This is a genomic window from Noviherbaspirillum galbum (genome assembly GCF_010974945.1).
GTDB lineage: Bacteria > Pseudomonadota > Gammaproteobacteria > Burkholderiales > Burkholderiaceae_D > Noviherbaspirillum > Noviherbaspirillum galbum.
Genome location: NZ_JAAIVB010000079.1, coordinates 179,558 through 205,121, shown reverse-complemented (window position 1 = coordinate 205,121; position 25,564 = coordinate 179,558). Strand labels below are relative to the sequence as shown.

At 63.6% G+C, this 25,564-nt stretch carries 25 protein-coding genes and 1 tRNA gene; 14 read left to right on the top strand and 12 right to left on the bottom strand.

The window, feature by feature from the left end:
* Nucleotides 1-315: 315 nt before the first annotated feature.
* Nucleotides 316-810, top strand: coding sequence for an SWIB/MDM2 domain-containing protein (locus tag G3574_RS25405; protein WP_163968353.1), 495 nt, complete (start codon nt 316-318; stop codon nt 808-810).
* A 78-nt stretch (nt 811-888) separates the two neighbouring features.
* Here G3574_RS25405 and G3574_RS25400 read toward each other — a convergent pair whose 3' ends face one another.
* The gene (locus G3574_RS25400) at nt 889-1,506 is read right to left on the bottom strand and encodes a lytic transglycosylase domain-containing protein (protein ID WP_407941702.1); all 618 of its coding nucleotides are present in this window, start codon (nt 1,504-1,506) and stop codon (nt 889-891) included.
* 10 nt (nt 1,507-1,516) lie between these two features.
* A complete protein-coding gene (locus tag G3574_RS25395) occupies nt 1,517-3,238 on the bottom strand; it encodes a proline--tRNA ligase (RefSeq protein WP_163968352.1) in 1,722 nt (573 codons plus the stop codon).
* Nucleotides 3,239-3,436: 198 nt separating this feature from the next.
* Here G3574_RS25395 and G3574_RS25390 point away from each other — a divergent pair, with 198 nt between their 5' ends.
* Entirely contained in the window at nt 3,437-4,039 is a 603-nt protein-coding gene (locus G3574_RS25390; protein ID WP_163968351.1) for an RNA pyrophosphohydrolase, read from the top strand.
* 8 nt (nt 4,040-4,047) lie between these two features.
* The gene (locus G3574_RS25385; RefSeq protein ID WP_163968350.1) at nt 4,048-4,608 is read left to right on the top strand and encodes a CNP1-like family protein; all 561 of its coding nucleotides are present in this window, start codon (nt 4,048-4,050) and stop codon (nt 4,606-4,608) included.
* Nucleotides 4,609-4,656: 48 nt separating this feature from the next.
* Here the strand turns inward: G3574_RS25385 and proB are convergent, their stop codons facing one another.
* The 4 genes from proB to rplU form a co-directional block, all read right to left on the bottom strand.
* Nucleotides 4,657-5,775, bottom strand: a complete 1,119-nt coding sequence (proB, locus tag G3574_RS25380; protein WP_163968349.1) for a glutamate 5-kinase — start codon at nt 5,773-5,775, stop codon at nt 4,657-4,659.
* A 132-nt stretch (nt 5,776-5,907) separates the two neighbouring features.
* Complete coding sequence (gene cgtA, locus G3574_RS25375; protein ID WP_163968348.1) at nt 5,908-7,017, bottom strand: Obg family GTPase CgtA; 1,110 nt, start codon at nt 7,015-7,017, stop codon at nt 5,908-5,910.
* A gap of 151 nt (nt 7,018-7,168) precedes the next feature.
* Nucleotides 7,169-7,426, bottom strand: coding sequence for a 50S ribosomal protein L27 (rpmA, locus tag G3574_RS25370; RefSeq protein WP_163968347.1), 258 nt, complete (start codon nt 7,424-7,426; stop codon nt 7,169-7,171).
* Between the two features lie 40 nt (nt 7,427-7,466).
* A complete protein-coding gene (rplU, locus tag G3574_RS25365) occupies nt 7,467-7,778 on the bottom strand; it encodes a 50S ribosomal protein L21 (protein WP_040040654.1) in 312 nt (103 codons plus the stop codon).
* Nucleotides 7,779-8,026: 248 nt separating this feature from the next.
* On the opposite strand from rplU, the gene ispB reads away from it, so the two are divergent.
* From ispB to yacG, 9 genes are all read left to right on the top strand, one after another.
* Entirely contained in the window at nt 8,027-9,016 is a 990-nt protein-coding gene (gene ispB, locus G3574_RS25360) for an octaprenyl diphosphate synthase (RefSeq protein WP_163968346.1), read from the top strand.
* 29 nt (nt 9,017-9,045) lie between these two features.
* Nucleotides 9,046-9,122: transfer RNA gene (locus G3574_RS25355), tRNA-Pro, on the top strand.
* A 39-nt stretch (nt 9,123-9,161) separates the two neighbouring features.
* The gene (locus G3574_RS25350; RefSeq protein ID WP_163968345.1) at nt 9,162-10,460 is read left to right on the top strand and encodes an HlyC/CorC family transporter; all 1,299 of its coding nucleotides are present in this window, start codon (nt 9,162-9,164) and stop codon (nt 10,458-10,460) included.
* A gap of 126 nt (nt 10,461-10,586) precedes the next feature.
* Nucleotides 10,587-12,317 carry a type IV-A pilus assembly ATPase PilB gene (pilB, locus tag G3574_RS25345; RefSeq protein ID WP_163968344.1) on the top strand — a complete coding sequence of 577 codons (1,731 nt, stop codon included), beginning with the start codon at nt 10,587-10,589 and terminating at the stop codon, nt 12,315-12,317.
* 12 nt (nt 12,318-12,329) lie between these two features.
* Complete coding sequence (locus G3574_RS25340; protein WP_163968343.1) at nt 12,330-13,553, top strand: type II secretion system F family protein; 1,224 nt, start codon at nt 12,330-12,332, stop codon at nt 13,551-13,553.
* Nucleotides 13,553-14,419, top strand: coding sequence for a prepilin peptidase (locus G3574_RS25335; RefSeq protein WP_163968342.1), 867 nt, complete (start codon nt 13,553-13,555; stop codon nt 14,417-14,419). Before G3574_RS25340 ends, G3574_RS25335 begins: the two co-directional genes overlap by 1 nt.
* Before the next feature lie 10 nt (nt 14,420-14,429).
* Entirely contained in the window at nt 14,430-15,056 is a 627-nt protein-coding gene (gene coaE / locus G3574_RS25330) for a dephospho-CoA kinase (protein ID WP_163968341.1), read from the top strand.
* A gap of 135 nt (nt 15,057-15,191) precedes the next feature.
* Entirely contained in the window at nt 15,192-15,947 is a 756-nt protein-coding gene (gene zapD, locus G3574_RS25325) for a cell division protein ZapD (protein ID WP_163968340.1), read from the top strand.
* A 17-nt stretch (nt 15,948-15,964) separates the two neighbouring features.
* Entirely contained in the window at nt 15,965-16,141 is a 177-nt protein-coding gene (yacG, locus tag G3574_RS25320) for a DNA gyrase inhibitor YacG (protein WP_163968339.1), read from the top strand.
* A 143-nt stretch (nt 16,142-16,284) separates the two neighbouring features.
* Here yacG and G3574_RS25315 read toward each other — a convergent pair whose 3' ends face one another.
* The 5 genes from G3574_RS25315 to G3574_RS25295 form a co-directional block, all read right to left on the bottom strand.
* On the bottom strand, nt 16,285-16,521 hold the full coding sequence (locus tag G3574_RS25315; protein WP_163968338.1) for a hypothetical protein: 237 nt from the start codon (nt 16,519-16,521) through the stop codon (nt 16,285-16,287).
* A gap of 160 nt (nt 16,522-16,681) precedes the next feature.
* Nucleotides 16,682-17,101 carry a hypothetical protein gene (locus G3574_RS25310; RefSeq protein WP_163968337.1) on the bottom strand — a complete coding sequence of 140 codons (420 nt, stop codon included), beginning with the start codon at nt 17,099-17,101 and terminating at the stop codon, nt 16,682-16,684.
* A 161-nt stretch (nt 17,102-17,262) separates the two neighbouring features.
* Complete coding sequence (locus tag G3574_RS25305) at nt 17,263-18,177, bottom strand: ABC transporter permease (RefSeq protein ID WP_163968336.1); 915 nt, start codon at nt 18,175-18,177, stop codon at nt 17,263-17,265.
* Nucleotides 18,178-19,239, bottom strand: a complete 1,062-nt coding sequence (locus G3574_RS25300) for an ABC transporter permease (RefSeq protein ID WP_163968335.1) — start codon at nt 19,237-19,239, stop codon at nt 18,178-18,180. It lies immediately after the preceding gene.
* Nucleotides 19,232-20,773, bottom strand: a complete 1,542-nt coding sequence (locus tag G3574_RS25295; RefSeq protein ID WP_163968334.1) for an ABC transporter ATP-binding protein — start codon at nt 20,771-20,773, stop codon at nt 19,232-19,234. The genes G3574_RS25300 and G3574_RS25295 overlap by 8 nt, the downstream gene beginning before the upstream one ends.
* A 472-nt stretch (nt 20,774-21,245) precedes the next feature.
* On the opposite strand from G3574_RS25295, the gene G3574_RS25290 reads away from it, so the two are divergent.
* A complete protein-coding gene (locus tag G3574_RS25290; RefSeq protein WP_205609914.1) occupies nt 21,246-22,547 on the top strand; it encodes an NCS2 family permease in 1,302 nt (433 codons plus the stop codon).
* Nucleotides 22,548-22,562: 15 nt separating this feature from the next.
* On the opposite strand, the gene G3574_RS25285 is transcribed toward G3574_RS25290, so the two are convergent.
* Entirely contained in the window at nt 22,563-23,717 is a 1,155-nt protein-coding gene (locus G3574_RS25285; RefSeq protein ID WP_163968332.1) for an ankyrin repeat domain-containing protein, read from the bottom strand.
* Between the two features lie 328 nt (nt 23,718-24,045).
* Between G3574_RS25285 and xdhA the strand changes: the two genes are divergently transcribed.
* Nucleotides 24,046-25,548 (top strand): xanthine dehydrogenase small subunit, encoded by a 1,503-nt coding sequence (gene xdhA / locus G3574_RS25280; protein ID WP_163968331.1) that lies wholly within the window; start codon nt 24,046-24,048, stop codon nt 25,546-25,548.
* Nucleotides 25,549-25,564: the final 16 nt, after the last annotated feature.

Sequence of the window (25,564 nt, the reverse complement as noted above, 5' to 3'; positions counted from 1 at the left end):
TTCTCCTCCATTCCCCAAACACCCAGTCGTGGCGCGGCCCTGCGCGGATTGGCGCTTGCCGGAAGGCGCGCTTCGGGCGGACCGGCGGCTCGCAGCCGCGCGTCCCCTCATGCACCAAGGAGGCGCACGCTCCGCGCGGGATGCGCTTTAATCCGCCTCAACGCCGTTTTCTCCTCTGGCGATCGGGCCGCATCCCTCGTGCGAAAACGTGCAAAAACGATCAAAAAACACTTGCGTCGCCCGAAAAACCGCACCACTATTAGCGTTGCGTGACATTGCGCATTTCCCAACACATTTCGTGAAGGAGGCTTGAAGATGGCAACAGCCAAGAAATCCGCGGCCAAGACAGCCGCCAAGAAGGCAGCCCCTGCAAAGAAGGCGGCAGCCAAACCCGCAGCAAAGAAGGCAGCTCCGGCGAAGAAGGCCGCGGCTCCTGCGAAGAAGGCAGCAGCAAAGCCGGCAGCGAAGAAGGCAGCGGCTCCGGCGAAGAAGGCCGCAGCTCCCGCCAAGAAGGCAGCCGCCAAGCCCGCAGCAAAGAAGACCGCGGCCAAGACCACGCGCGCTCCGAATGCCGCATTCATGAAACCCATGACGCCTTCCGAAACCCTGGGCGCCGTGATCGGTTCCAGCCCCCTGCCCCGCACCGAAGTCACCAAGAAGGTCTGGGACTACATCAAGAAGAACAATCTGCAGGATGCCGCCAACAAGCGCATGATCAATGCAGACGACAAGCTGAAAGCCGTGTTTGGCGGGAAGAAGCAAGTGTCCATGTTCGAGATGACCAAGCTCATCGCCGGCCACCTGCAATAATCTCTCTTTCCAGAGGCCAAACAAAAACGCCCGCATCGCGCGGGCGTTTTTGTTGGCGGCCTCATCCTCCGAGGGAGATCAGCCCTTGAATTCCCATTGCCGCCACGCGGACAGCACCGCGTTCGGATACTCCTTCTGTCCGCGGCTGCCGTTGTAGCGCCCCAGCGCGAGAAACAGGTCGCCGCCTTCCATGTCGATGTACATGCGCAGGATGGAGCAGCCATAGCGCAGGTTGGTCTGCATGTTGAACAGGCGGGACCGCTCGCCATCGCCGATCACCCGCGTCCAGAACGGCATCACCTGCATGTAGCCGTGCGCGCCGACCGGCGACACCGCGTACTTGCGGAAGCCTGATTCGACCTGGATCAATCCCAGGACCATCGACGGATCGAGGCCGGCGCGCTTCGCCTCGTACCAGACCGTCTCGACGAATTCCCGCCGGACCTGCCAGTCGGGCAGCTTGCGCCTGAGCCGGTCGGCCATTTCTCCGACCCAGCTCAGGTAGGCGATGCGATCCTCGATGCGCACGTATTGCACCCGGGGCGGACGGGAATCGTTGATCGCGCGCGCCAGCGCCAGGCGCACGCTGTCGGCGAGCGCCTCCTCCTTCTGGTTGCCGGCCCAGGCCGACATCGCCAGCGACCCGGCGACGACGCCAAGGCAAGCCCCGCGCCGCATCGATTGCCAGAACCGCATGCCAGCCAGCTCAGGCCGCCAGGCGGGACTTGAGGAAGGCCGGCATCTCGCCGACGTTCACGGCGGTGGCAGCGGCATCCCGCCGGCCCTGGTATTCCAGCTTGCCTTCCTTCAAGCCGCGGTCGCCGATCACGACGCGATGCGGCACGCCGATCAGTTCCCAGTCGGCGAACATCACGCCCGGGCGTTCGCCGCGGTCGTCGAGGATCACGTCGACGCCGGCCGCCTGCAGGTCGCCGTAAAGCTTGTCGGTTTCCGCCTTCACGGTCTCGTTGCGGTCGTAGCCCATGGGGCAAAGCACCACCTCGAACGGCGCGATCGCCGCCGGCCAGATGATGCCCTTGTCGTCGAAGTTCTGTTCGATTGCCGCGCCCAGGATGCGGGTCACGCCGATGCCGTAGCAGCCCATCTGCATCAGCTGCGGCTTGCCGTTTTCATCGAGGTAGGTGGCCTTCATGTCTTCCGAGTAGCGGGTGCCGAGCTGGAAGACGTGGCCGACTTCGATGCCGCGCTGGATAGCCAGGGTGCCGCGGCCGTCCGGGGAGGGGTCGCCGGACACCACGTTGCGCAAGTCGACGACGAGGGGTTCGGGCAGGTCGCGCCCCCAGTTGACGCCGGTGTAGTGGAAGTCTTCCTCGTTGGCGCCGCAGACGAAATCCGCCATGTTGGCCACCGTGCGGTCGGCCACCACCTTGACCGGCTTCTTCGTGCCGACCGGTCCCAGGTAGCCCGGCTTCGTGCCGAAGGCATCGACGATCTCGGCTTCCGAGGCAAAGCGGAAGGCGCCCAGCCCGGGGATCTTGGCGGCCTTCACCTCGTTGAGGCTGTGGTCGCCGCGCAGCATGAGCAGCCAGATCTCGGTCTCCGCGCCTTCCTTGTCGACCGCCAGCACGATGGACTTGATGGTGCGTTCCAGCGGCAGGTTCAGCAGCTCGGCGACGTGCTCGCACTTGGCCTTGCCCGGCGTGGGCGTCTTGGTCAGCGGCTCGGCGGCGGGTCCGCGGTTGCCCAGGGCGACAGCCTCGGCGGCTTCCATGTTGGCGGCGTAGTCGGACTCGGGCGAGTAGACCAGCGCATCCTCGCCGGTGTCGGCGATGACGTGGAATTCATGCGAGCCGGAGCCTCCGATGGCGCCGTTGTCGGCCGCCACCGCGCGGAACTGCAGGCCGAAGCGGTTGAAGATGGCCACGTAGGCGTCGTACATGATCTTGTAGGATTTCTGCATGCCCTCGACGTCGCGGTCGAAGGAATAGGCATCCTTCATGGTGAATTCGCGGCCGCGCATCAGGCCGAAGCGCGGGCGGCGCTCGTCGCGGAACTTGGTCTGGATGTGGTAGAAGTTGATCGGCAGCTGGCGGTACGACTTGATGTCGCTGCGCACCACGTCGGTGATGACTTCCTCGGAGGTCGGCTGGATGGCGTAGTCGCGGCCGTGGCGATCCTTGACGCGCATCAGTTCCGGGCCCATCTTGTCCCAGCGGTTGGTTTCCTGCCACAGCTCGGCGGGTTGCACGACCGGCATCAGCAGCTCGATGGCGCCGGCGCGGTTCATTTCTTCGCGGATGATGTTTTCCACCTTGCGGATCACCCGCAGGCCCATCGGCATGTAGGTATAGATGCCGGAACCCAGACGTTTGATCATCCCCGCGCGCATCATCAGCTTGTGGCTGACGATTTCTGCATCGGAGGGGGCTTCTTTAAGCGTAGAAATAAAAAATCGGGATGCGCGCATGGCGGTAATTCTTTTTAAAAAGAGAGAGTTATAATCGACTCAATTTTAAAGGATTAGCTGGCTGATGCATCCATTACCGACACTTTTGATTCATGCTGCGCGCGCGGGACGGCAACCGCCCTTTCCGCGCCACTGCCCGCACGTGCAACATCTGTAACGATGAGGATGATCTAGCCGCAGAAAGTTTTGAGGTGCAACATGCTGGACCGTGAAGGCTTTCGCCCGAACGTCGGCATCATCCTGCTGAACTCGCACAACGAGGTCTGGTGGGGAAAACGCGTACGCGAGCATTCGTGGCAATTTCCGCAAGGCGGCATCAAGTTCGGCGAAACGCCGGAGCAGGCGATGTACCGCGAACTGGAGGAAGAAGTCGGCCTGAAGCCGGAGCACGTCAAGATCATCGGACGTACCCGCGACTGGCTGCGATACGAGGTGCCGGACCGCTTCATCAAGCGCGAGATCCGGGGTCATTATCGCGGCCAGAAGCAGATCTGGTTCCTGCTCAGGATGACCGGCCGCGATTGCGACATCAACCTGCGCGGAACCGACCATCCCGAATTCGACGCGTGGCGCTGGCACGACTACTGGGTGCCGCTCGACGTGGTGATCGAGTTCAAGCGCGAGGTTTACCAGAAGGCGCTGCAGGAACTGTCGCGTTTCCTGAACCGCTCGTCCGGACAAAGCCCGCATCGCCATGGCGCCCGCTATCTCCGGCAACATCATGCGTCCACGCGCCAGGCCGTGGATGCCGCCGAGGCCGCGCCCGAACTGATCGTGGTCAAGACCAACAACAAGGAATAAGCCGCTTCATGATCGATCGCCTGCCGGCCGCCGCTTCGGCGATGGCCCTTTTCATTCTTGCTCTTGCCGCGTCCGCCGCATCAAGCGGCGCTGCGGCGCAATCCTCCCGCTTCGAGGAAGACTTCGACGATCAAAACCGCCCGTGGCAGGAAATCGCCGTGCAGCTGCCGGGTCCGCCGCAGGACCGCCAGCTCCTGCCCTTCTACGTCAGCCCGACAGCGACGCAAAAATTCGCGGTCGACGCGGAGTCGATCAGCGTCGGCCAGGACGGCGTGGTCCGCTACACGATCGTGGTCACCAGCGAGGGCGGCGCCCGCAACGTCAGCTACGAAGGCATACGCTGCGCCACCTACGAGCGCAAGTTTTACGCTTTCGGACGCCCGGACGGCGGCTGGTCCCGCTCGCGCCGCGACCAGTGGGAAAAGATCGACGGGCATGCGGTGAACCGCCAGCAGGATGCCTTGTTCAGGGATTATTTCTGCGATTCGAAGACGGTGGCCGGATCGGCCAAGGACATGCTGGAGCGACTGCGCTACCAGCGCACGCTGTCGCCGCAGCGCGGACAGTGATTCAAGCCGGCCGCGCCGGCCGGCCCGGCGCGCGCTTCACTTTTCACTTCAGATCAACACCATGTTGTCGCGGTGAATGAGTTCCGGCTCTTCCACGAAACCAAGGATGGACTCGATCTCGGCGGACGGCTTGCGCATGATGCGCCGGGCTTCCGAGCTGGCATAGTTGCTGATGCCGCGCGCAACGGGGCGGCCCGCCTGGTCGGTGCAGGTGATGACGTCGCCGCGGCCGAAATCCCCGCTTACCTCGATGACGCCGATTGGCAGGAGCGACTTGCCTTCCGCCGTGAGCTTTTGCACGGCGCCCGCGTCCAGCACGACCTTGCCCGCCGTCTGCAGATGATCGGCCATCCATTGCTTGCGCGCCGTCAGGTGCGCCGTCTGCGCCACGAGCTGGGTGCCGATGGCTTCGCCGGATGCAAGCCGGGTAAGCACCCGATCCTCCCTGCCCCAGGCAATGACGGTATGGGCGCCCGATGCGGCCGCGCGGCGCGCGGCGAGGATCTTGGTCAGCATGCCGCCGCGTCCGATGCCGGTTCCGGCGCCACCGGCCATCGCTTCCAGCGACGGATCGCCCGCCTTGGCTTCATGCACGAATTCCGCCTGCGGATTGCTGCGCGGATCCGCGGTGTACAAGCCTTTCTGGTCGGTGAGGATGATCAGCGCGTCGCCTTCGATGAGGTTGGCGACCAGCGCCCCGAGCGTGTCGTTGTCGCCGAACTTGATCTCGTCGGTGACCACGGTATCGTTCTCGTTGATGATGGGAACCACGCCGAAGCGCAGCAGGGTGAACAGGGTAGAACGGGCATTCAGGTAACGTTCGCGGTCGGCGAGGTCGGCGTGGGTGAGCAATACCTGCGCCGTGCCGATGCTGTGGCGGCGGAAGCTGGTTTCGTAGATCTGCGCGAGGCCCATCTGGCCGACGGCCGCGCAGGCCTGCAACTCATGGATGCCAGTCGGCCGCTTGTCGAAGCCGAGGCGCTGCATGCCTTCGGCGATCGCGCCGGAACTGACGAGGACGACTTCCTTGCCCATGTCGCGCAACTGGGCGATCTGCTCGGCCCATTTCGCGATTGCCGTGGTGTCGAGCCCCTTGCCGTCGTTGGTGACGAGCGAGGAACCGACCTTGATGATGAGACGCTTGGCTTTCTGGATGACGGAATTCATGTTCTGATCTTCTGCCGCCGCCCTGCGGGAGCGCCATGCGGCGTGGTGACATTGTTGCCAACGGGGGCCGCACCTCCTCCTGCACGGCCCGTTTCCCGGATCTTACTCCATCCGCGCGGATGGCTTATTGGCTTACTCGATGCTCTTGAAGCGCGGGTCGTCGGGTTCGATCGAGGCAATGCTGCGCGCCTCTTCCACCACCCGGGTTTCCGCCGCGCGATGCTCCTTCTGGCGCTGCTCGGCGATGAATTCGTAGATCGCATTGATCAGGTCTTCGCAGCCGTCGCGGGTCAGCGCCGAGATTTCGAAGACCGGGCCTTTCCAGGCAAAGCGCTTGACGAAGTCCTTGACGCGCTTGGCGCGTTCGTCGCCGGGAACCATGTCCAGCTTGTTGAGCACCAGCCAGCGCGGCTTGGCATGCAGTTCCTCGTCGTATTTCTTCAATTCCTTGACGATGGCCTTGGCTTCCTTCACCGGGTCGACCGCGTCGTCGAAGGGCGCTAGGTCGACGATGTGCAGCAGCAGCGTTGTGCGCTGGAGATGCCGCAGGAACTGGTGGCCCAGGCCCGCGCCTTCGGCCGCGCCCTCGATCAGGCCGGGAATGTCGGCGATGACGAAGCTGCGTTCGTGGCTGACGCGCACCACGCCGAGATTCGGATGCAGCGTGGTGAAGGGATAGTCCGCGATCTTGGGACGGGCATTGGACACGGCGGTGATGAATGTCGACTTGCCGGCGTTGGGCATGCCGAGCAGGCCGACGTCGGCCAGGACCTTCAGCTCGAGCTTGAGCTCGCGCTGCTCGCCCGGCTTGCCATCGGTTTTCTGGCGCGGCGCGCGATTGGTGGACGACTTGAAATGGATGTTGCCCCAGCCGCCCTCGCCGCCTTTTGCCAGCAGCACGACCTGTTCGTGCTCGGTGAGGTCGGCGATGATTTCGCCGGAATTGGGGTCGCTGATCAGTGTGCCGACCGGCATGCGCAGGAAGACGTCTTCCGCGCCCTTGCCATAGCAGTCGGACCCACGGCCGTTTTCGCCGTCCTTGGCGCGGTGCAGCTTGGCGTAGCGGTAATCGACCAGGGTGTTGATGTTGCGGTCGGCCACGGCAAAGATGCTGCCGCCCTTGCCGCCGTCGCCGCCATCGGGGCCGCCGAAAGGCCGGAATTTCTCACGGCAGAACGAGGCAACGCCGTTGCCGCCGTCGCCGGCAATGACTTCGATTTTTGCTTCGTCGATGAACTTCATGATTTGCCGTCAGGAATGCCGCCTTGATGTGCAAGGCCGCTGATTTGAAAGAGGTGAATCGCAAGTGGGGATAGCCCACAAATTAAAAAGGCCCCACCAGCGGCAGAGCCTTTCCTTGCGTTGCTTGACTGCCCGGAAATGACTGGGCAGATTAAGCAGGAACCACCATTACGGTGTGGCGCTTCAACGCGCCCTTGGTCGTGAACTGCACCTTGCCGTCGATCAGGGCGAACAGGGTGTGGTCCTTGCCGATGCCGACGTTCTCGCCGGGATGGACGCGGGTGCCGCGCTGACGAATGATGATGCCGCCGGCGTTGATCGCCTGGCCGCCGTAGACCTTGACGCCCAGTCGTTTCGACTCGGAATCACGGCCGTTGCGCGTAGTGCCGCCGCCTTTTTTGTGTGCCATGTGAAGCTCCTTGGTTTCCGGTTAGTTCGATCGCCGAAAATTAAGCGTTGATCGAGACGATTTGCAGTTCGGTGTAATTTTGGCGATGGCCCTGGCGCTTCTGGTAGTGCTTGCGGCGGCGCATCTTGAAAATTCGTACCTTGTCGTGGCGACCGTGCGCCACTACCGTAGCCTGGACCTTGGCACCTTCGACCAGCGGCGCACCAAACTTGATGGTGTCACCAGCGCCCACTGCGAGCACTTGATCAAGGGTGATTTCGGAACCAATGTCAGCCGGTATCTGTTCTACTTTGAGTTTTTCGCCAGCAGCAACCTTATACTGTTTGCCGCCGGTTTTTATGACCGCGTACATGTGAAACCTCTATCAAAAATTGTTAATCACGCTTCTGTTTTCCCGCTTCTGGTTGAGAATGCCTGGCCGAATCGGGAAAACCCGTGATTATACATAGACTTAGCACCGCGGTCAAAAGGGTTTCTGTATGCCTTGGGGAAGGATTCGGCCGAAGTCAAGAATCATGTGTTCTTGGCATGCCGGGCCGGGTGGTCCGGGCGGTTGTCGTCGTATAATTCACGCAATTCAAGAATTCAGCGGGTCCCATCTTGTCTGCCGCACGTCAACCAGCCACCCAGAACACCATCATCCAGCCGATCTCAGCCGACATGGATGCCGTCAACGACGTCATCCGCCGCCAGCTGTATTCCGAGGTCCCCCTCGTCAACCAGATCGCCGAATACATCATCAGCGCCGGCGGCAAGCGCATCCGCCCGGTGCTGGTGCTGCTCATGGCCAACGCCCACGGCTATCGCGGCACGCATCACCACGACCTCGCCGCGGTGGTGGAATTCATCCATACCGCCACCCTGCTGCACGACGACGTGGTTGATGAATCTTCCCTGCGGCGCGGACGCAAGACCGCCAACGCGCTGTTCGGCAACGCCGCCTCGGTGCTGGTCGGCGACTTCGTCTACTCCCGGGCGTTCCAGATGATGGTGAACGTCGGGAACATGCGGGTGATGCAGATCCTCGCCGACGCCACCAACGTCATCGCCGAAGGCGAGGTGCTGCAGCTGCTCAACATGCATGACCCCGACGTCACGGAAGAGCGCTACCTCCAGGTGATACGCTCCAAGACAGCCAAGCTGTTCGAAGCCGCCACCCAGCTCGGGGCGCTCATCGCCGGCGCGTCCGACCCCGTAATCGACGCCGCCGCCGAATACGGCCGCTCGCTGGGCACGGCGTTCCAGCTCATCGACGACGTACTCGACTATTCCGGCAACGCCTCCGACATCGGCAAGAACGTCGGCGACGATTTGCGGGAAGGCAAGCCGACGTTGCCGCTCATCTACCTGATGCAGCACGGCACGCCAGGGCAGCGCGAACTCGTGCGCGCCTGCATCGAAACCGGCGACGAGCAGCATTTCGACGAGATACTCAGCGCGATCACCGGGTCCGGTGCCCTCGACTACACGCGCCGCGAGGCTGAAAAAAATGCTCAGCAGGCAGCGAATGCAATCCAGGGCCTACCAGCTGGTGATTTCAAGGATTCTCTGCTACAATTGTGCGCTTTCGCAGTCGACCGGAATCATTGAGCGCAAGCGGGTTCCATCGGCTTGAAATTCGGGGTGTAGCTTAGCCTGGTAGAGCGCTACGTTCGGGACGTAGAGGCCGGAGGTTCGAATCCTCTCACCCCGACCATTATTGCATCATCTATGCAAATCATTCTGCGGTGACCCTTTGGATGCCGTACCCTTATGGGCGCAAATTCTCGCGCTCTTCTTCCTGATTTTCCTTTCCGCGTTTTTTGCGATGGCCGAGACGGCGCTGATGGCGGCCAACCGGCACAAGCTGCGGCATCTCGCCCAGCGCGGCAACAAGGGAGCCGCCACGTCGCTCTGGCTCCTGGGCCGCACGGACAAGCTCCTGTCCCTCATCCTCATCGTCAACACCCTGCTCAATGCGCTTGCCACGGCGCTGGTGACCGCCATCGCGATCTCGATGTTCGGCAACGAGGAAACCATCATCACCATCGCCACGGCGGTCGTGGCCTTCCTGCTGATCGTGTTCGCGGAAATCTCGCCGAAGGTCATCGGCGCGACCTACCCGGAACGGCTGTCGGTCATCATCAGCTTCATCCTCAAGCCCCTGATGTCGCTGGCGAAGCCGGTGATCTGGTTCGTCAACCTCTTCGTTTCCGCCTTCCTGCGCATCCTGTTCATCAAGACCGGCCATTCCGGCCATGAGCAGCGCCTGTCTCCGGAAGAGCTGCGCTCCATGGTGCTCGAGGGCGGCAATTTCATCCCCCAGAAGCACAAGAGCATCCTGCTGAATCTTTTCGACCTCGAGAAGATCTCGGTGGAAGACGTCATGACGCCGCGCGCCCAGATCGAGGCGCTGAACCTGTCGGTGCCGGTCGAGGAAATCAAGGGCCAGCTCACGACCTGCTATCACAACAAGCTGCCCGTCTACGAGGGCGAGATCAACCGCATCGTCGGCATCCTGCACGTGCGCAAGGCCATGTCCCTGCTGAACCAGAATGAGCTGACCGTCGAGCATTTCCGCGAACTGCTGACCGCGCCGTACTTCATCCCCGAGGACACCGACGTCTTCACCCAGCTCCAGTATTTTCAGGAAAATCACGAGCGGCTCGGCATCATCGTCGATGAATACGGCGAAGTGCAGGGACTGGTGACCCTGGAAGACATCATCGAGGAAATGATCGGCGAATTCACCACCTCTATGCCAGGCACCGCGCGCACCGAAGGCTTCGGCTGGGACAAGAATGGGGAATGCCTGCTGGAAGGCGCCACCACCCTGCGCGACATCAACAAGCAGCTCAAGCTCGACCTGCCGGTGGACGGCCCCAAGACCATGAACGGCCTGCTGCTCGAGGTGCTGCGCGACATCCCGGAAGCCAGCGTCGGCGTGAAGCTGCCCGGCTGCGCGGTTGAAATCATCCAGGTGCAGAACCAGGCCATCAAGGTGGTCAAACTGATCAGGATGGACGACCCGGACCAGGAACGCCAGGCGGCCTGAACCGACCGCCCGTCGGCGCAGGCGTTCCGCCAAGGTAACAGTCAATGACATTACCTTTACAAATCAGATGCCTATAGGCATTATCTAACGTTACTTGAGTGCATTTTCTAGGTTCACCCATACTGTATGGCGGCAGTTCTACCCAGTCAGGCGGCAGCTTCCGGCGTTTCGGGACTTGCCCGCGCATTGGTGCAGGCCGGACGCGTGTCCGCCCAGCAGGCCGAGGCTTTGCTGAAACAATGCCAGACCGACAAAACGCCCTTCATCGACGCCCTGCTGGCCAGCAATCTCCTGACCCACAAGGCGCTCGCGGCGTTCTGCTCCGAAACCTTCGGCTACCCCGTCCTCGATCTCGCCTCGTTCAATCACGCCTATTTCCCCGAAAAGCTGCTTGACCACAAGCTGATGGAGAAGGAAAGGGTCGTGGCCCTCGGCAAGCGCGGCAACAAGCTGTCGGTGGCCACGTCCGATCCCACGAACATCCATGCTCTGGACCAGATCAAGTTCCAGACCGAACTGACGGTGGAACCGGTCATCGTCGAGCATGGCGCCCTGCTGAAGCTGATCGAGAAATTCGGCCAGACCTCCGAGCAGAGCCTCAACGAGCTGATCGGCAACGAACTGGAAGCGGACTTTCCGGAAGAAGACCTGGGCAACGCGCCGGCCAGCGACAACATCACCGCCGATGTCGACGACGCCCCGGTGGTGCGTTTCCTGCAAAAGATCCTGACCGACGCCATCAACATGGGCGCCTCGGATCTTCACTTCGAACCCTTCGAAAAGTTCTACCGTATCCGCTTCCGCGTCGACGGCGTGCTGCGCGAGATCGCCCAGCCGCCGATCGCCATCAAGGAAAAGCTGGCGTCGCGCATCAAGGTGATTTCCAAGCTCGACATTTCAGAGAAGCGGGTGCCGCAGGACGGCCGCATGAAGCTGGTGCTGACCAAGAACCGCGCCATCGACTTCCGCGTCAGCACCCTGCCCACGCTGTTCGGCGAAAAGATCGTGATGCGTATCCTCGATCCCAGCCAGGCGCAGCTCGGCATCGACGCGCTCGGCTACGATCCCGACCAGAAGGAATTGCTGCTGAACGCGATCCAGCGGCCCTACGGCATGGTGCTGGTGACCGGCCCGACCGGCTCGGGCAAGACGGTGTCGCTCTACACCTGCCTGAACATCCTGAACAAGCCGGGCATCAACATCTCCACCGCCGAAGACCCTGCGGAAATCAACCTCCCGGGCGTCAACCAGGTCAACGTCAACGACCGCGCCGGCCTGACCTTCGCGGCCGCCCTGAAAGCCTTCCTGCGGCAGGATCCGGACATCATCATGGTCGGCGAAATCCGCGACCTCGAAACCGCCGACATCGCGATCAAGGCCGCGCAGACAGGCCACATGGTTTTCTCGACGCTGCACACCAACGACGCGCCGTCGACCCTGACGCGCCTGATGAACATGGGCGTGGCGCCGTTCAACATCGCGTCCTCGGTCATCATGATTACCGCGCAACGCCTGGCGCGCCGGCTTTGCACCTGCAAGCAGCCCACCATCATTCCTGACGAAGCGCTGCTCGAAGCCGGCTTCACCGAGGACGAACTCGACGGCAGCTGGGTCACGTACAAGCCGGTCGGCTGCGAGCGCTGCACAGGCAGCGGCTACAAGGGGCGCGTCGGCATCTACCAGATCATGCCCATTTCCGAGGAAATCGAACGCATCATCCTGTCGCATGGCACGGCGATGGAAATCGAAGCCCAGTCCAAGCGGGAAGGCGTGAAGACCTTGCGCCAGGCGGGCCTGGTGAAGGTCAGGCAAGGCCTCACCAGCCTGGAAGAAGTGCTGGGCTGCACCAACGAATAAAGAGAGGACATCATGGCAACAGCCGCAGGCAAGGGTTCAGGCGCGAATGAAATCGTGTTTGCCTGGGAAGGCAAGGACAAGTCGGGCAAGTCGGTCAAGGGCGAACTGCGCGCGGTGAGCGAAACCGTGGTCAACGTCACGCTGCGACGCCAGGGCATCCTGGTGACCAAGATCAAGAAGCGGAGCTTCAAGAGCGGCAAGAAGATCACCGACAAGGACATCACCCTGTTCACCCGCCAGCTTGCCACCATGATGAAGGCCGGCGTGCCGCTGTTGCAGTCCTTCGACATCGTCGCCAAGGGGCATTCCAATCCGTCGGTGGCCAAGCTGATCCAGGACATCCGCACCGACATCGAGACCGGTTCCAGCCTGAACCAGGCCTTCCGCAAGTATCCGCTCTATTTCGACAACCTCTTCTGCAACCTGGTCGCGGCCGGCGAGCAGGCGGGTATCCTCGAGGACCTGCTGACCCGCCTTGCCATCTACAAGGAAAAGACGCAGGCCATCAAGGGCAAGATCAAGTCGGCCCTGTTCTATCCGATCTCCATCATCGTGGTCGCCTTCGTCGTGACCTCGGTGATCATGATCTGGGTGGTTCCCGCCTTCAAGGACGTGTTCAAGAGCTTCGGCGCCGACCTGCCTGCGCCCACGCTGATGGTGATGGCGATATCGGATTTCTTCGTGAAGTTCTGGTACATCATCTTCGGCACCATCGGCGGCGGCATCTACATGTTCCTGCAGGCCTGGAAGCGATCCCCGAAAGTGCAGCGGGTCATGGACCGCGTGCTGCTGCAGCTTCCGATCTTCGGAGAAGTGATCCGCAAGGCCACCATCGCGCGCTGGACCCGCACCTTGGCGACTATGTTCGCCGCCGGCGTGCCGCTGGTGGAATCGCTCGACTCGGTCGGCGGCGCCTCGGGCAATTCGATCTACGTCGACGCCACCAAGAGGATACAGGTCGAGGTCAGCACCGGCACCAGCCTGACGTCCGCCATGCAGAACGCCGACGTCTTCCCCAACATGGTGACGCAGATGGTCGCGATCGGCGAGGAATCCGGCGCCCTCGACCAGATGCTGAGCAAGGTCGCCGACTTCTACGAAAGCGAAGTCGATGAAGCGGTGGATTCGCTGTCGTCGCTGATGGAGCCATTCATCATGGCCTTCCTCGGCGTGGTCATCGGCGGGCTAGTGGTGTCGATGTACCTGCCGATCTTCAAGCTGGGCGCGGTGGTTTGATGCTGGAGCTGCTCTTTTCCCAGCCTCCGGGCTCGGTGTTTCCCGCGGTCGTGGCCGGCATCTTCGGCCTGATCGTCGGCAGCTTCCTGAACGTGGTGATCCATCGCATGCCGCGCATGATGCAGCGCGAATGGGACAACCACGTGGCCGAAGAACGCGGCGAGCCGCCGCCCCACGCCGACCGCTACGACCTGTTCCTGCCGCGCTCGGCCTGCCCGCATTGCGGCCACAAGATCACTGCTCTCGAGAACATTCCCGTCATCAGCTATCTTTTCCTGCGGGGCAAATGCGCTGGCTGCGGCGCGCCGATCTCGGCCCGCTATCCCGCGGTGGAAGCCTTGACCGGCATCGCCTCGGCGGGGCTGATCTGGCATTTCGGCTCCGGCCTGGCGGGCGTGTCGACGCTGCTGCTGCTGTTCATGCTGATCGCCATGACCTTCATCGATCTCGACACCCAGCTGTTGCCCGACGACCTGACCCTGCCCTTGATGTGGGCGGGCCTGCTGCTCAACCTGAACGCCACCTTCGTGCCGCTGCAGGACGCTGTCATCGGCGCGGCGGCCGGCTACCTGGTGCTGTGGTCGGTGTATTGGCTGTTCAGACTGACGACGGGCAAGGAAGGCATGGGCTTCGGCGACTTCAAGCTGCTCGCGGCCCTGGGTGCCTGGATGGGCTGGAAAATGCTCCCGGCGATCATCATGCTGTCGTCGGTGGTCGGCGCGGCGGTCGGCCTCGGTCTCATCCTGTTCGCCAGGCATGGCCGGGACAAGCCGATCCCCTTCGGCCCCTATCTTGCCGGGGCGGGCTTCATCGCGCTCGTCTGGGGCCAGGCGATCGTCGACGCCTACCTGAGCCATTTCGCCTGAGGTGAGCGCGATGGCGACCGGCACGCAAGGCGCACGTTTTTCCGTCGGCCTCACCGGCGGCATCGGAAGCGGCAAGTCCACCGTGGCCGACATGTTCGCCGCGCGCGGCGCTGCCATCATCGACACCGACCAGATCGCCCATGCCCTGACCACGCCCGGGGGCGCGGCGATTCCCGCCATCCGCGCGGAATTCGGCGAACCCTTCCTGACGCCCGAGGGAGCCATGGACCGCGCGAAGATGCGCGCCTACGTCTTCCATGAACCGAGCGCCAAGCTGCGCCTCGAAGCGATCCTGCATCCCCTGATCCGCATCGAGACCGAACGCGCCGCGGCCGCCGCGCAGGGCGACTACCTGATGTTCGCCGTTCCCCTGCTCGTGGAGTCGCGCAACTGGAAGGAGCGGGTCTCGCGCGTGCTGGTCGTGGACTGCAGCGAAGAGACGCAGATCCGCCGCGTCATCAGCCGCAGCGGCCTCCCCGAATCGCAGGTCCGGGCCATCATGCAGGCCCAGGCCACGCGCGCCGAGCGCCTTGCCGCCGCCGACGACGTCATCCGCAACGACGGCGACGTGATCGACCTCGTGCCGCAGGTGGATCGCCTGCATGCGATGTATCTTGGCGCCGCGCGCTCCGCATGACCCGACCGGCATCATCCATTGTGCCGGGCCATCCGGCGCGCGCGAAATGACGCCATCCGCTATTTGTATTTTTTCATGGCTTCGTTCAGAATCACGTAATTCACAGCCCAACCTCCAGAGTCAAGGGACGTCATTTTGATCATCTACGAATACCCTTTCAACGAGCGTATTCGCACGCTATTGCGGCTGGAAGATCTTTACGAAAAATTCATTTTCTTTCTGCACCAGGAACACCCGCAGCAGCATCACGTCGCCCTGTCGACCATCTTTGAAATCCTGGAGGTGGCGGGTCGAGCCGACCTGAAGTCGGACCTGCTGCAGGAACTCGAGCGCCAGAAGCAGACCCTGCTCGGCTTCCGCTCCAATCCGGCGGTCGAGGCGGAGCGGCTCGACGCCGTCATCGCCGAGGTCGACCGCTGCAGCGCGGCCCTCATGTCCGCCCAGGGCAAGACCGGGCAGAACGTGCGCGACAACGAATGGCTGATGAGCATACGCGGCCGCACCATCATCCCGGGCGGCGCCTGCGAATTCGATCTCCCTTCCTATTACGCCTGGCAGCACCGATCGGCGGAACAGCGCTTCAACGACATCTCTGGCTGGTTCGCGCCGCTCGTTCCCCTGTTCGATGCGATCGCCCTCGTGCTTCGCCTGCTGCGCGAATCCGGACGTTCGACGAACACCATCGCGACGGGCGGCAGCTACCAGCAGATGCTCCAGGGAAAGGTGTACCAGATGCTGCGCCTTGCGATCGACGATCAGCTTGGCGCCATTCCTGAAATGTCCGCAAATAAGTATATGCTTTGGGTTCGATTCACCTCGCAGGATGGGGACATGAAACCCAAGTCCTTCGACAGCGACGTGAGTTTCGAATTAACCCTCTGCAACTTTTAAACTGGACAAGGTGACACATGGCGACCCTGGTGGATTGCCCCACCTGCGGCAAGAAGGTGGAATGGACGGAGCAGAACAAGTTTCGGCCGTTCTGCTCGGAGCGCTGCAAGCAGATCGATCTTGGGGCCTGGGCGGAAGAAAAGTACACGATCCCGGCGGTGAACCCGCCCAAGGAATTTGACGAGGACGTCTGAGGGCTGGCCCTCCCCGTTTTCGCAGCATGTCACCCGAGCGGTGAATGCCTGGAGACCTACAAGGCCCGGTAATCCACGACCAGGGCTTTCTCCACCTAAGGCTGCGGCCTTTCCATGAATTTCACTAGTTCCGGCGCTCGGTATCAGCGGCGCCAGTCGAGCCGCGCCTGGCGGCGGGGCACTACCTGAACCGGCCGCATCACGCGGCATGCCTGCTGGAACGCATGGCGGTCGCACATCGCTGCCCACTCTCGTTTTCCGGCACGGAGGACGCCGGTGAGGCCCCAGAACAGCGAGCTGGCCAGATCGAACAGCCGGAACACGGCCTGGAAGAACAGTTCGCTCAGGGATTCGTAAAGTGCGGCGAGGATGGCATTCATGACCGTGACAGCGGCGGTTCAGGCGGCTGCGAGTTGTGTATCAGATGGCAAGATGGTAACAGCGCGATTGGAGGAACCTACCTAAATTAGTCCCGCCTAATAGATTTCCATCTGGGAATAGCCGCGCGAAATTCACCGCCCAGCCCCCGCGCCAGCAACGTCAGGCGAAGCTGAGGTGCTTCTGCTTTTCAGGCAGGAATTCCCGGATGTCGCGCTGGCGGCGGCGGCGCGGATGTTCGATCTGGTCGAGCCGCATGGCCTTGGCGGCGCGCCACAGGATCACGTCTTCGTCGTAGGGCCGCAGGCTGTCCGTGCGCTCCCAGAATACCCGGCGGTGCGTATCGAAGTCCCACAGCACCGGCGTGAGGCCGTCCAGCCTGCCTTCCGCCTTCAGCTTGAGCGCATGCCCCATGACCGCGCCCGCATGCGGCACGTCCTCCGGAAAATCGATGCTGTTGGCCCAGGCCCTCACGTCGCAGAAGTCGAGCACCTGCCCGGACACCGGCTTGAGCCAGTGGTCGGGATGGGCATTCTGGTTTGGCCAGCGGCTTCGTCCCACCAGGGAACCAGGCTTCATCATGGCAGATCTCCTCGTCGCGTTCCGGGACCGGCGCCACCCGCGGCAGCGTCCGGCATGGGTCCTTGGACCACGAAATCCCGATACTGTTCATGCATACAGTATAAAATTTTTCAGCCTTTGTCCATGGGCTGAATCGAGAAATCTGCGAAAAATCGCCGGGTTCAGCCGGGATTGAAGTTCTTGCCCAGCGAGGCCGGCATGTTGAGCTTGATCCAGTTGGCGTTGGTCGAGATGAGCACCAGAACGACGATCGTTGCCAGGTAAGGCAGCATCGACAGCAGCTGGGAATCGATCGCCACGCCGAGGCCCTGCACGTGGAAGGTGAGGATGGTGACGCCGCCGAAGAGATAGGCGCCGATCAGCACCCGCGCCGGCCGCCAGGTGGCGAAGGTGGTCAGCGCGAGCGCGATCCAGCCGCGTCCGGCGACCATGCCTTCCACCCACAGGGGCGTGTAGACCAGCGACAGGAAGGCGCCGGCCAGGCCGCAGCAGGCGCCGCCGAACAGCAGCGCGCCGAGGCGGATCAGGCGCACGTCGTACCCCAGCGAATGGGCCGAGGTCGGCGATTCCCCGACCGCGCGCAGCACCAGGCCGGCGCGGGTGCGGTACAGGAACCAGATGATGGCGCCGCACAGCAGGATAGAGAAATACACCATGGGATGCTGGCGGAAGAAGGCAGTGCCGACGAAGGGAATGTCCGACAGGAAAGGCACGGCGAACCTCGGGTTTTCGAGGCTGTTGCCGACGTACTTGATGCCGATGTAGGCCGACGCGCCGCCGCCGAACAGCGACAGGGCCAGCCCGGTCGCATACTGGTTGGTGCCGAGCCAGACGGTGAGCAGGGCGAAGAAGCCGGCGAGCAGCATGCCTGCCAGCGCGCCGCACACGAAACCCAGCGTCACGCTGCCGGTGGTGACCGTGGTGGCGAAGCCGACGACGGCCGCCACCAGCATCATGCCTTCCGCGCCGAGGTTCACCACGCCGGATTTTTCATTGATGAGCAGGCCGAGCGCGGCCAGCATGAGCGGCGTGCCGGCATTGATGGACGACGCGATCAGGGGAGCGAGGGAATCCATTTATTTTCTCCAGCTCAATTTGTAGTGGATGAGCACGTCGCAGGCCAGCAGCGAGAACAGCAGGATGCCCTGGAACACGCCGGTGATGGCGCTGGGCATGCCGAGGCGGGACTGCGAGAGCTCGCCGCCGATGTAGAACAGCGCCATGATGAAGCTGGAAAAGATCACGCCCACCGGATGCAGCCGCCCGACATACGCGACGATGATCGCGGCGAAGCCGTAACCCGGCGAGACCGAGGGCGTGAGCTGGCCGATGGGACCGAGAACTTCAGCCGTGCCGGCGATTCCCGCGAGTGCGCCGCAAATCAGCATCGAGGTCCAGAGCGCCTTGCGCGAGGAAAAGCCGGCGTAGCGTGCCGCCGCCGGCGCCATGCCGCCGACCTGCAGGCGGTAGCCGCCGAAGCTGCGCGAGAGGTACACCCAGCCCAGCAGCGATGCCAGGAGCGCGAACACGATGCCGAGGTGCAGGCGGGTGCCGGCGATGATGTTGGGCAGCAGGAAGCCGTCGGACAGCATGCGCGACTGCGGGAAATTGAAGCCCTTCGGGTCGCGCAGCACGCCGTGCACCAGCAGCGACAGCAGCAGCTGCGCGACATACACCAGCATCAGGGAAACGAGGATCTCGTTGGCGTTGAAGCGGTCGCGCAGGAAGGCGGTGATCGCCGCCCATGCCATCCCGCCTGCCGCGCCGGCCAGCAGGATCAGCGTGATCATGCCGGCCCCGCCGCCCTGGCCGTGGTCGAGGTAGAGGCCGACGGCGCCGCCGCAAATCGCGCCGACCACCAGCTGCCCTTCGGCGCCGATGTTGAACACGTTGGCCCGGAAGCAGATAGCGAGGCCGACGGCGATGAGCAGCAGCGGCGCGACCTTCAGGCCCACCTCGGACCAGCCGCGCAATCCCTTGATCGGTTCGATGAAGAACACCGACAGGCCGGTGACCGGGTTCTTTCCCAGCGCGAGGAAAAGCAGGACGCCGCAGAGGACGGTCAGCAGCACCGCCAGCACGGGCGACAGCCAAGACATCAGGACCGACGGCGCCGGCCGTCTTTCGAGCTTAAGCATGTGCCGCCTCCTGTTGCGGGGAAGAACCGCCCGGGCCGTCCTTCCACAATCCGCTCATCCATTGCCCGATGAGGTTGATGTCCGCTTCCGCGCGCGGAATCGAGGGCGACATGCGCCCCTTGGCGATCACCAGCAGGCGGTCGGAGATTTCGAAGAGCTCGTCCAGTTCCTCGGAAATGACGAGCAGCGCGCAGCCGGCGTCGCGCAGCGCCACCAGCTCGGCGCGGATCTGCGCGGCCGCGCCGACGTCCACGCCCCAGGTCGGCTGGGCGACGATGAGCACCTTGGGATGGCGCATCACTTCGCGGCCGACGATGTACTTCTGCAGGTTGCCGCCGGACAGGCTGCCCGCGGTGGCGTTCGGGCCGGCCGCCTTGACCTTGAAGCGGTTGATGATGGACGACGCGAGGTGGTTGATGACCTCGAACCGGATCATGCCGAATTTGACCGTGGCGCTGTCCTGGTGCGAGAGCAGGATGTTCTGGCCGAGCGACATGTCGGGCACCGCGCCGCGCCCGAGGCGTTCCTCGGGCACGAAGCCGAGGCCGCTGCGGCGGCGCGCGGCCGCGTTCTTGCGCCCGATCGGCCGGTCGTCTAGCAGGATCATGTCCGGCGCGGCGCGCGGATCCTCGCCCGACAGCGCGGCAAGGAGTTCCTGCTGGCCGTTGCCGGACACCCCGGCGATGCCGACGATTTCCCCGGCGCGCAGCTCGAAACTGATGTCGGCGAGCGTGGTGCCGAAGGGATGGCTCTTTTCCAGGGACAGGTGGCGCACCGCCATCACCGTCCTGCCGGGATGGTGCTCGCCCGACATGATGGTGGGCGGCTCGCTGCCGATCATCATGCGCGACAGGCTCGCCGCGGTTTCATTGCGCGGATCGCAGACGCCGGTGACCTTGCCGGAACGCATCACCGTGCAGGTGTGGCAGAGGGCGCGGATCTCGTCGAGCTTGTGGCTGATGTAGAGGATGCTGCAGCCTTCGGCCGCGAGCTGGCGCAAGGTCTCGAACAGCTTTTCCACCGCCTGCGGCGTCAGCACCGAGGTCGGTTCGTCGAGGATGAGGAGCTGCGGCCGGGCGAGCAGCGCGCGCACGATTTCCACGCGCTGGCATTCGCCCACCGACAGCGTGTGCACGTGCCGCTGCGGCTCGAGGTCGAGGCCGTATTGCCGGGCCGTCGTCTCGATGCGGCGGCTGAGCTCGTCCAGCTTCGTGTCCTTCGGCAAGCCTAGCGCGATGTTCTCGGCGACGGTGAGCGTATCGAAGAGCGAGAAATGCTGGAACACCATCGCGATGCCGAGCTGGCGTGCGGCGGCGGGGTTGGCGATGTGGACTTCCTTGCCGTTCCAGAAGACCGTGCCGGCATCGGGCTTGACCGAGCCGTAGATGATCTTCATGAGAGTCGATTTTCCGGCGCCGTTCTCGCCGAGGATCGCATGGATTTCTCCAGGACGAACGCTGAGGTCGACCCCGTCATTCGCCACGACCGACGGATAGCGCTTCGTGATCTGGCTCAGGGTAAGACGCGTCTCCATGGGCTCACTCTTGAAATGTGATGTCGTCGACTTCGTTATTTTGCGGACAACTTACAGGAAGTCGCCTGGTCACAATATACCGATGGCTTGATGGGAAATATAGGATGCCGGATATAGACATTGGTGCAGAACAGGAATCGGCGCCGCAAACCGGCGGGGAGACGGGTGCGTAGTATGCCGTCATGCATGCAATCTAGCAATTGCCGGGCCAGCAAAATGCCCGGGCCGTGCCGCCAATCCGGTCATTCCCGCACCGGGACGCGGAACGATGGCCGCGAAGGCAGACCGTTTTGGTGCGCCGCTGCGTGTCCGGTGCCCGGCGCCCGCGGCGGGGAATATCGGCCGCCCGATATGCCGGCTATCAGCGAAGCGCTATCCGGAATCCTTCGCTTCTGTAGGACATTACAACTCGCGGCCGATGACCGCCGGACCGGGACGCGCTTCGTCCCGGCAAAAAAACGAGGAGAAGACAATGCAATTCATGGAGAAGTGGTTCCGGCTCAAGGAACAGGGGACGGACGTAAAGACCGAGTTGCTGGCGGGCCTGACGACCTTCCTGACGATGGCCTACATCATCTTCGTCAACCCGGCGATCCTGGGCGACGCCGGGATGCCCAAGGACGCGGTATTCGTCGCCACCTGCCTGGCGGCCGCGCTCGGCACGCTGGTCATGGGCCTGTATGCGAACTACCCGATCGCGCTGGCCCCCGGCATGGGCCTGAACGCGTATTTCGCCTATGGGGTGGTCAAGGGCATGGGATACACCTGGGAAGCGGCGCTGGGCGCGGTCTTCATCTCGGGCATGCTGTTCATCGCCATCAGCCTGCTGCGCATCCGCGAGATGATCGTCAACGGCATACCGCACTCGATACGCACGGCGATCACGGCGGGCATCGGCCTCTTCCTGGCCATCATTTCACTGAAGAACGCCGGCATCATCGCCGCCCACCCGGCCACCTTCATCACGCTGGGCGACCTGCACAAGGCGCCCGCCCTGCTGGCCATCACCGGCTTTTTCGTGATCGTGGCGCTCGACCGGCTGAAGGTCCGCGGCGCCATCCTGATCGGCATCATGGCGGTCACCGTGCTGAGCTTCTTCCTTGGCGGCAATCGATTCGGCGGCGTGTTTTCGGCGCCGCCCTCCATTGCGCCGACCTTCCTCAAGCTGGACATTTCCGCCGCCCTGTCGATCGGCATCCTCAACGTGGTGCTGGTGCTGTTCCTGGTGGAGCTGTTTGATGCGACCGGCACGCTGATGGGCGTGGCCAACCGCGCCGGCCTGCTCAAGAACGGAAAGATGGACCGGCTCAACCGCGCCCTGCTGGCGGACAGCACCGCCATCGCCGCCGGATCCTTCCTGGGCACGTCCAGTACCACCGCCTACATCGAAAGCGCCGCCGGCGTGCAGGCCGGCGGCCGCACCGGGCTGACGGCGATCGCGGTCGCCGTGCTGTTCCTCGCCTGCCTGTTCATCGCGCCGCTGGCCGGCGCGGTGCCCGGCTATGCGACGGCGCCGGCGCTTTTCTACGTGTCCTGCCTGATGCTGCGCGAACTGGCCGACCTGAACTGGGACGACACCACGGAAAGCGTGCCGGCGGTCATCACCGCGCTGCTCATGCCGTTCACCTATTCCATCGCCAATGGCGTGGCCTTCGGCTTCATTTCGTACGCCGGACTCAAGCTGCTGACCGGACAGGCGAGGAAAGTCCCTGCCATCGTGTGGATCATTGCGGCGGTATTCGTGTTCCGCTACTTCTATCTCGGGGCGGAATAGGCGGCGCGGCGGCGCTCAGCCAAGGGAAGCCGGGCTGGCCGGACGGGGCGTCGCCATTGCGCTCGGCGGACGCCTGCCTTCATTGTCGGAAGTGACGCTCCCGGGGAGCGACGAGACGCTGGAATCGGTGGCATGCGTGAATCGCGAGGACGGCCTCGCGCCAAGGCAGAGCACCCGCGCGTCGAAGAACTGCATGACCGCCAGGCGAAAGCGTTCGGGTGACGCCTCGCTGGGTGCCATCAACCGGCCCCGTGCCGTCACGCCATGCCGGTTCGGAAGCATGAAGTCGGCGCCATGACGGCCGAGCACCATCAGTACGTCGACATTGCGCCTTGCCGCCGCGATGTGGCCGGCGGTATTGCCGTCCGCGTCTTCGAGGTTTACGTTCGCGCCCTGATGCAGCAGTTCGTCGGCGACACGGGCAAGATTGGCCCGCGCAGCCATCGCGAGCGGCGAAATGCGCCCCTGTCCCGCCTGACGGTTGGGATCGGCGCCCAGGGTGACGAGGTCGCGCACCACCTGCGGCGTCACCCTGTCCCGGTACACCGTCAGCGCAAGATGGAGCGCGGCGTCGGGCACGTCGGCGAAACGGGTGTGGGAAGACACCGAGTTCAGCAGTTCGCGCAGCAGCCGCGCATCCGATGCCCTTGGGGACATGCCGGCGGACGGATCGTTGCGTTTTCCCTCGCATTCGGCCCGCCACATCAGCATGTCGAGCATATCCAGCTCGGATGCCGAGATGCAGGGCATCGACTGGTCGAAGACACGGTCCATGAGCCTGACGAGCACCGTGCGGCCGTTGCGCATGGCGTGGACATCCGCCCCCAGTTCCAGCAGCGTCGACATTGCCGGCGCGCACTTGCCGTCGAGCGCGGCGAACATGGCGTCGGAAAGCATCTCCCGCCGCCTCCCGGAAGGAATTGCCATGGCATGCATGCGCAGCAGGGTCAGGCGTCCCAGGCTGGCGGCGGCATTCAGGTCGTATTGGGTCGGCGCGGGCAACAGGCCGGTCATCCATACCGGAGCGTCAAGTTGGACAATTCCCGTAAACTCGCCGCGTTGCCCGCCCTCTTCCAGCCGGGAATCGCGTCGCGATGGGCCATTCCCGGGATCGACGCCTCTCACGGCATCGCCGGCGCAGCAGGCGGCGAGGGTAGAAAAAATCTTCATGGCTTGCCTTTACGAGTGGAGGGAGACGGGCACGGCGCCGGGATCGCACCCAGCCTCGCGCAAGAACCGGCATCTCTGTTTCAATGACGGCCGGAAAGTTCAGCGAGCCGGGGTGGCAGGTGCGTATATGCGGCGGCATATATCGGGTATTGCCCGGCCGGGAATCCCTTTTGGCAGGTTTCTTGCATGATCTGCAAGGAGGCGAGCCGCCGGCACCGGAAAGATGCATATTCCGCCCACCGGATACCGTCCATCACGTTTGACGTATAGCCTTCCCGGGAGCCGGTGCTAAAGTGCGTCCACAGTGATAAGCAATGGCGGAGTGAGCATGTCCCAACCCATACGTTTCTTTTATCGTGGCGAAGTCCGGACCGTCGACGACGCCCATCCCACCCGCACCATCCTGCAGCACCTGCGCGAAGACCGGCACTGCACCGGCACCAAGGAAGGATGCGCGGAGGGCGACTGCGGCGCCTGCACCGTCGTGGTCGGCGAACTCAAGGGCGATGGCGTCGAATTCAAGGCGGTCAATTCCTGCATCCAGTTCCTGCCGACGCTCGACGGCCGCGCGCTGTTCACCGTCGAAGACCTGCAGCGGGACGGCGAACTTCACCCGGTCCAGCAAGCCATGGTGGAATGCCACGGCTCGCAATGCGGTTTCTGCACCCCCGGCTTCGTCATGTCGCTCTGGGGCCTGTACCTGAAGAAGGATGCGGAAGCCAGCGCTTGCGGCGACCTCGCTGGCCACAAGCCCGCAAGGCGCGAGATCGACGACGCGCTGTCCGGCAACCTGTGCCGCTGCACCGGCTACCGGCCGATCATCGACGCCGCCGGCCGCATGATGGAAATGCCGCGTGCCGCCTTCGACCGCGCCGCGCTGGCGGAGACGCTCAAAGGCATCCAGCGCGACGGCATGCTGCGCTATACCCGCGACGATGCCTCCTTCCTGGTGCCGCTCACGCTCGAACAACTGCTCCAGGCGCGCGCCGACCATCCCCAGGCCACCATCCTGTCGGGCTCCACCGACGTCGGCCTGTGGGTCACCAAGCAGATGCGCGATCTCGGCGACGTCCTGTACATCAACCAGGTGGCCGAACTGCAGCGCGTCAGCGAAGCGGACGGCATGCTCGAGATCGGCGCGGCGGTGACCCTAGAGGATGCCTACGCGGCGGCCTGCCGGCACTACGGCAAGGAGCTCTCGGAACTGCGCCAGCGCTTCGCTTCCCTGCCCATCCGCAACGCCGGTACCCTGGTCGGCAACGTCGCCAACGGCTCGCCCATCGGCGACTCCGCGCCCTGGCTGATCGCCCTGGGCGCGCGCATCGTCCTCGCCAGCAAGGATGGCCAGCGCGTCATGCCGCTGGAAGACTTCTACCTGGATTACCAGAAGAAGGACCTGGGACCCGCTGAAATCGTGCAGGCGGTGCGCGTGCCCCTGCCCGCGCCGGAACTGCGCTTCCGTACCTACAAGCTGGCGAAGCGATTCGACCAGGACATCTCCGCCGTCTGCGCCGCCTTTGCCCTGACGATGGAGGCAGACGGCCGCCAGGTGCGGGAAGCGCGCATCGCCTTCGGCGGCATGGCCGCGACCTCGCGCCGCGCGCCGCTTGCCGAAGCCGCGCTGGCCGGCCGCGAATGGAACGAGGACGCCCTCAATGCGGCCGTTGCCGCCCTGGCGCAGGATTACACCCCGCTGAGCGACATGCGCGCCTCCAGCGGTTACCGCATGAAGACAGCACAAAACCTGCTGCGCCGCTTCTGGTTCGAAACCCGTCCCGACGCGCCGCTCGCTGCGGACGCCGTGAATGCCTTTGCGCTCAACGTTGCCTGAGGCGGTTGCCCGACGT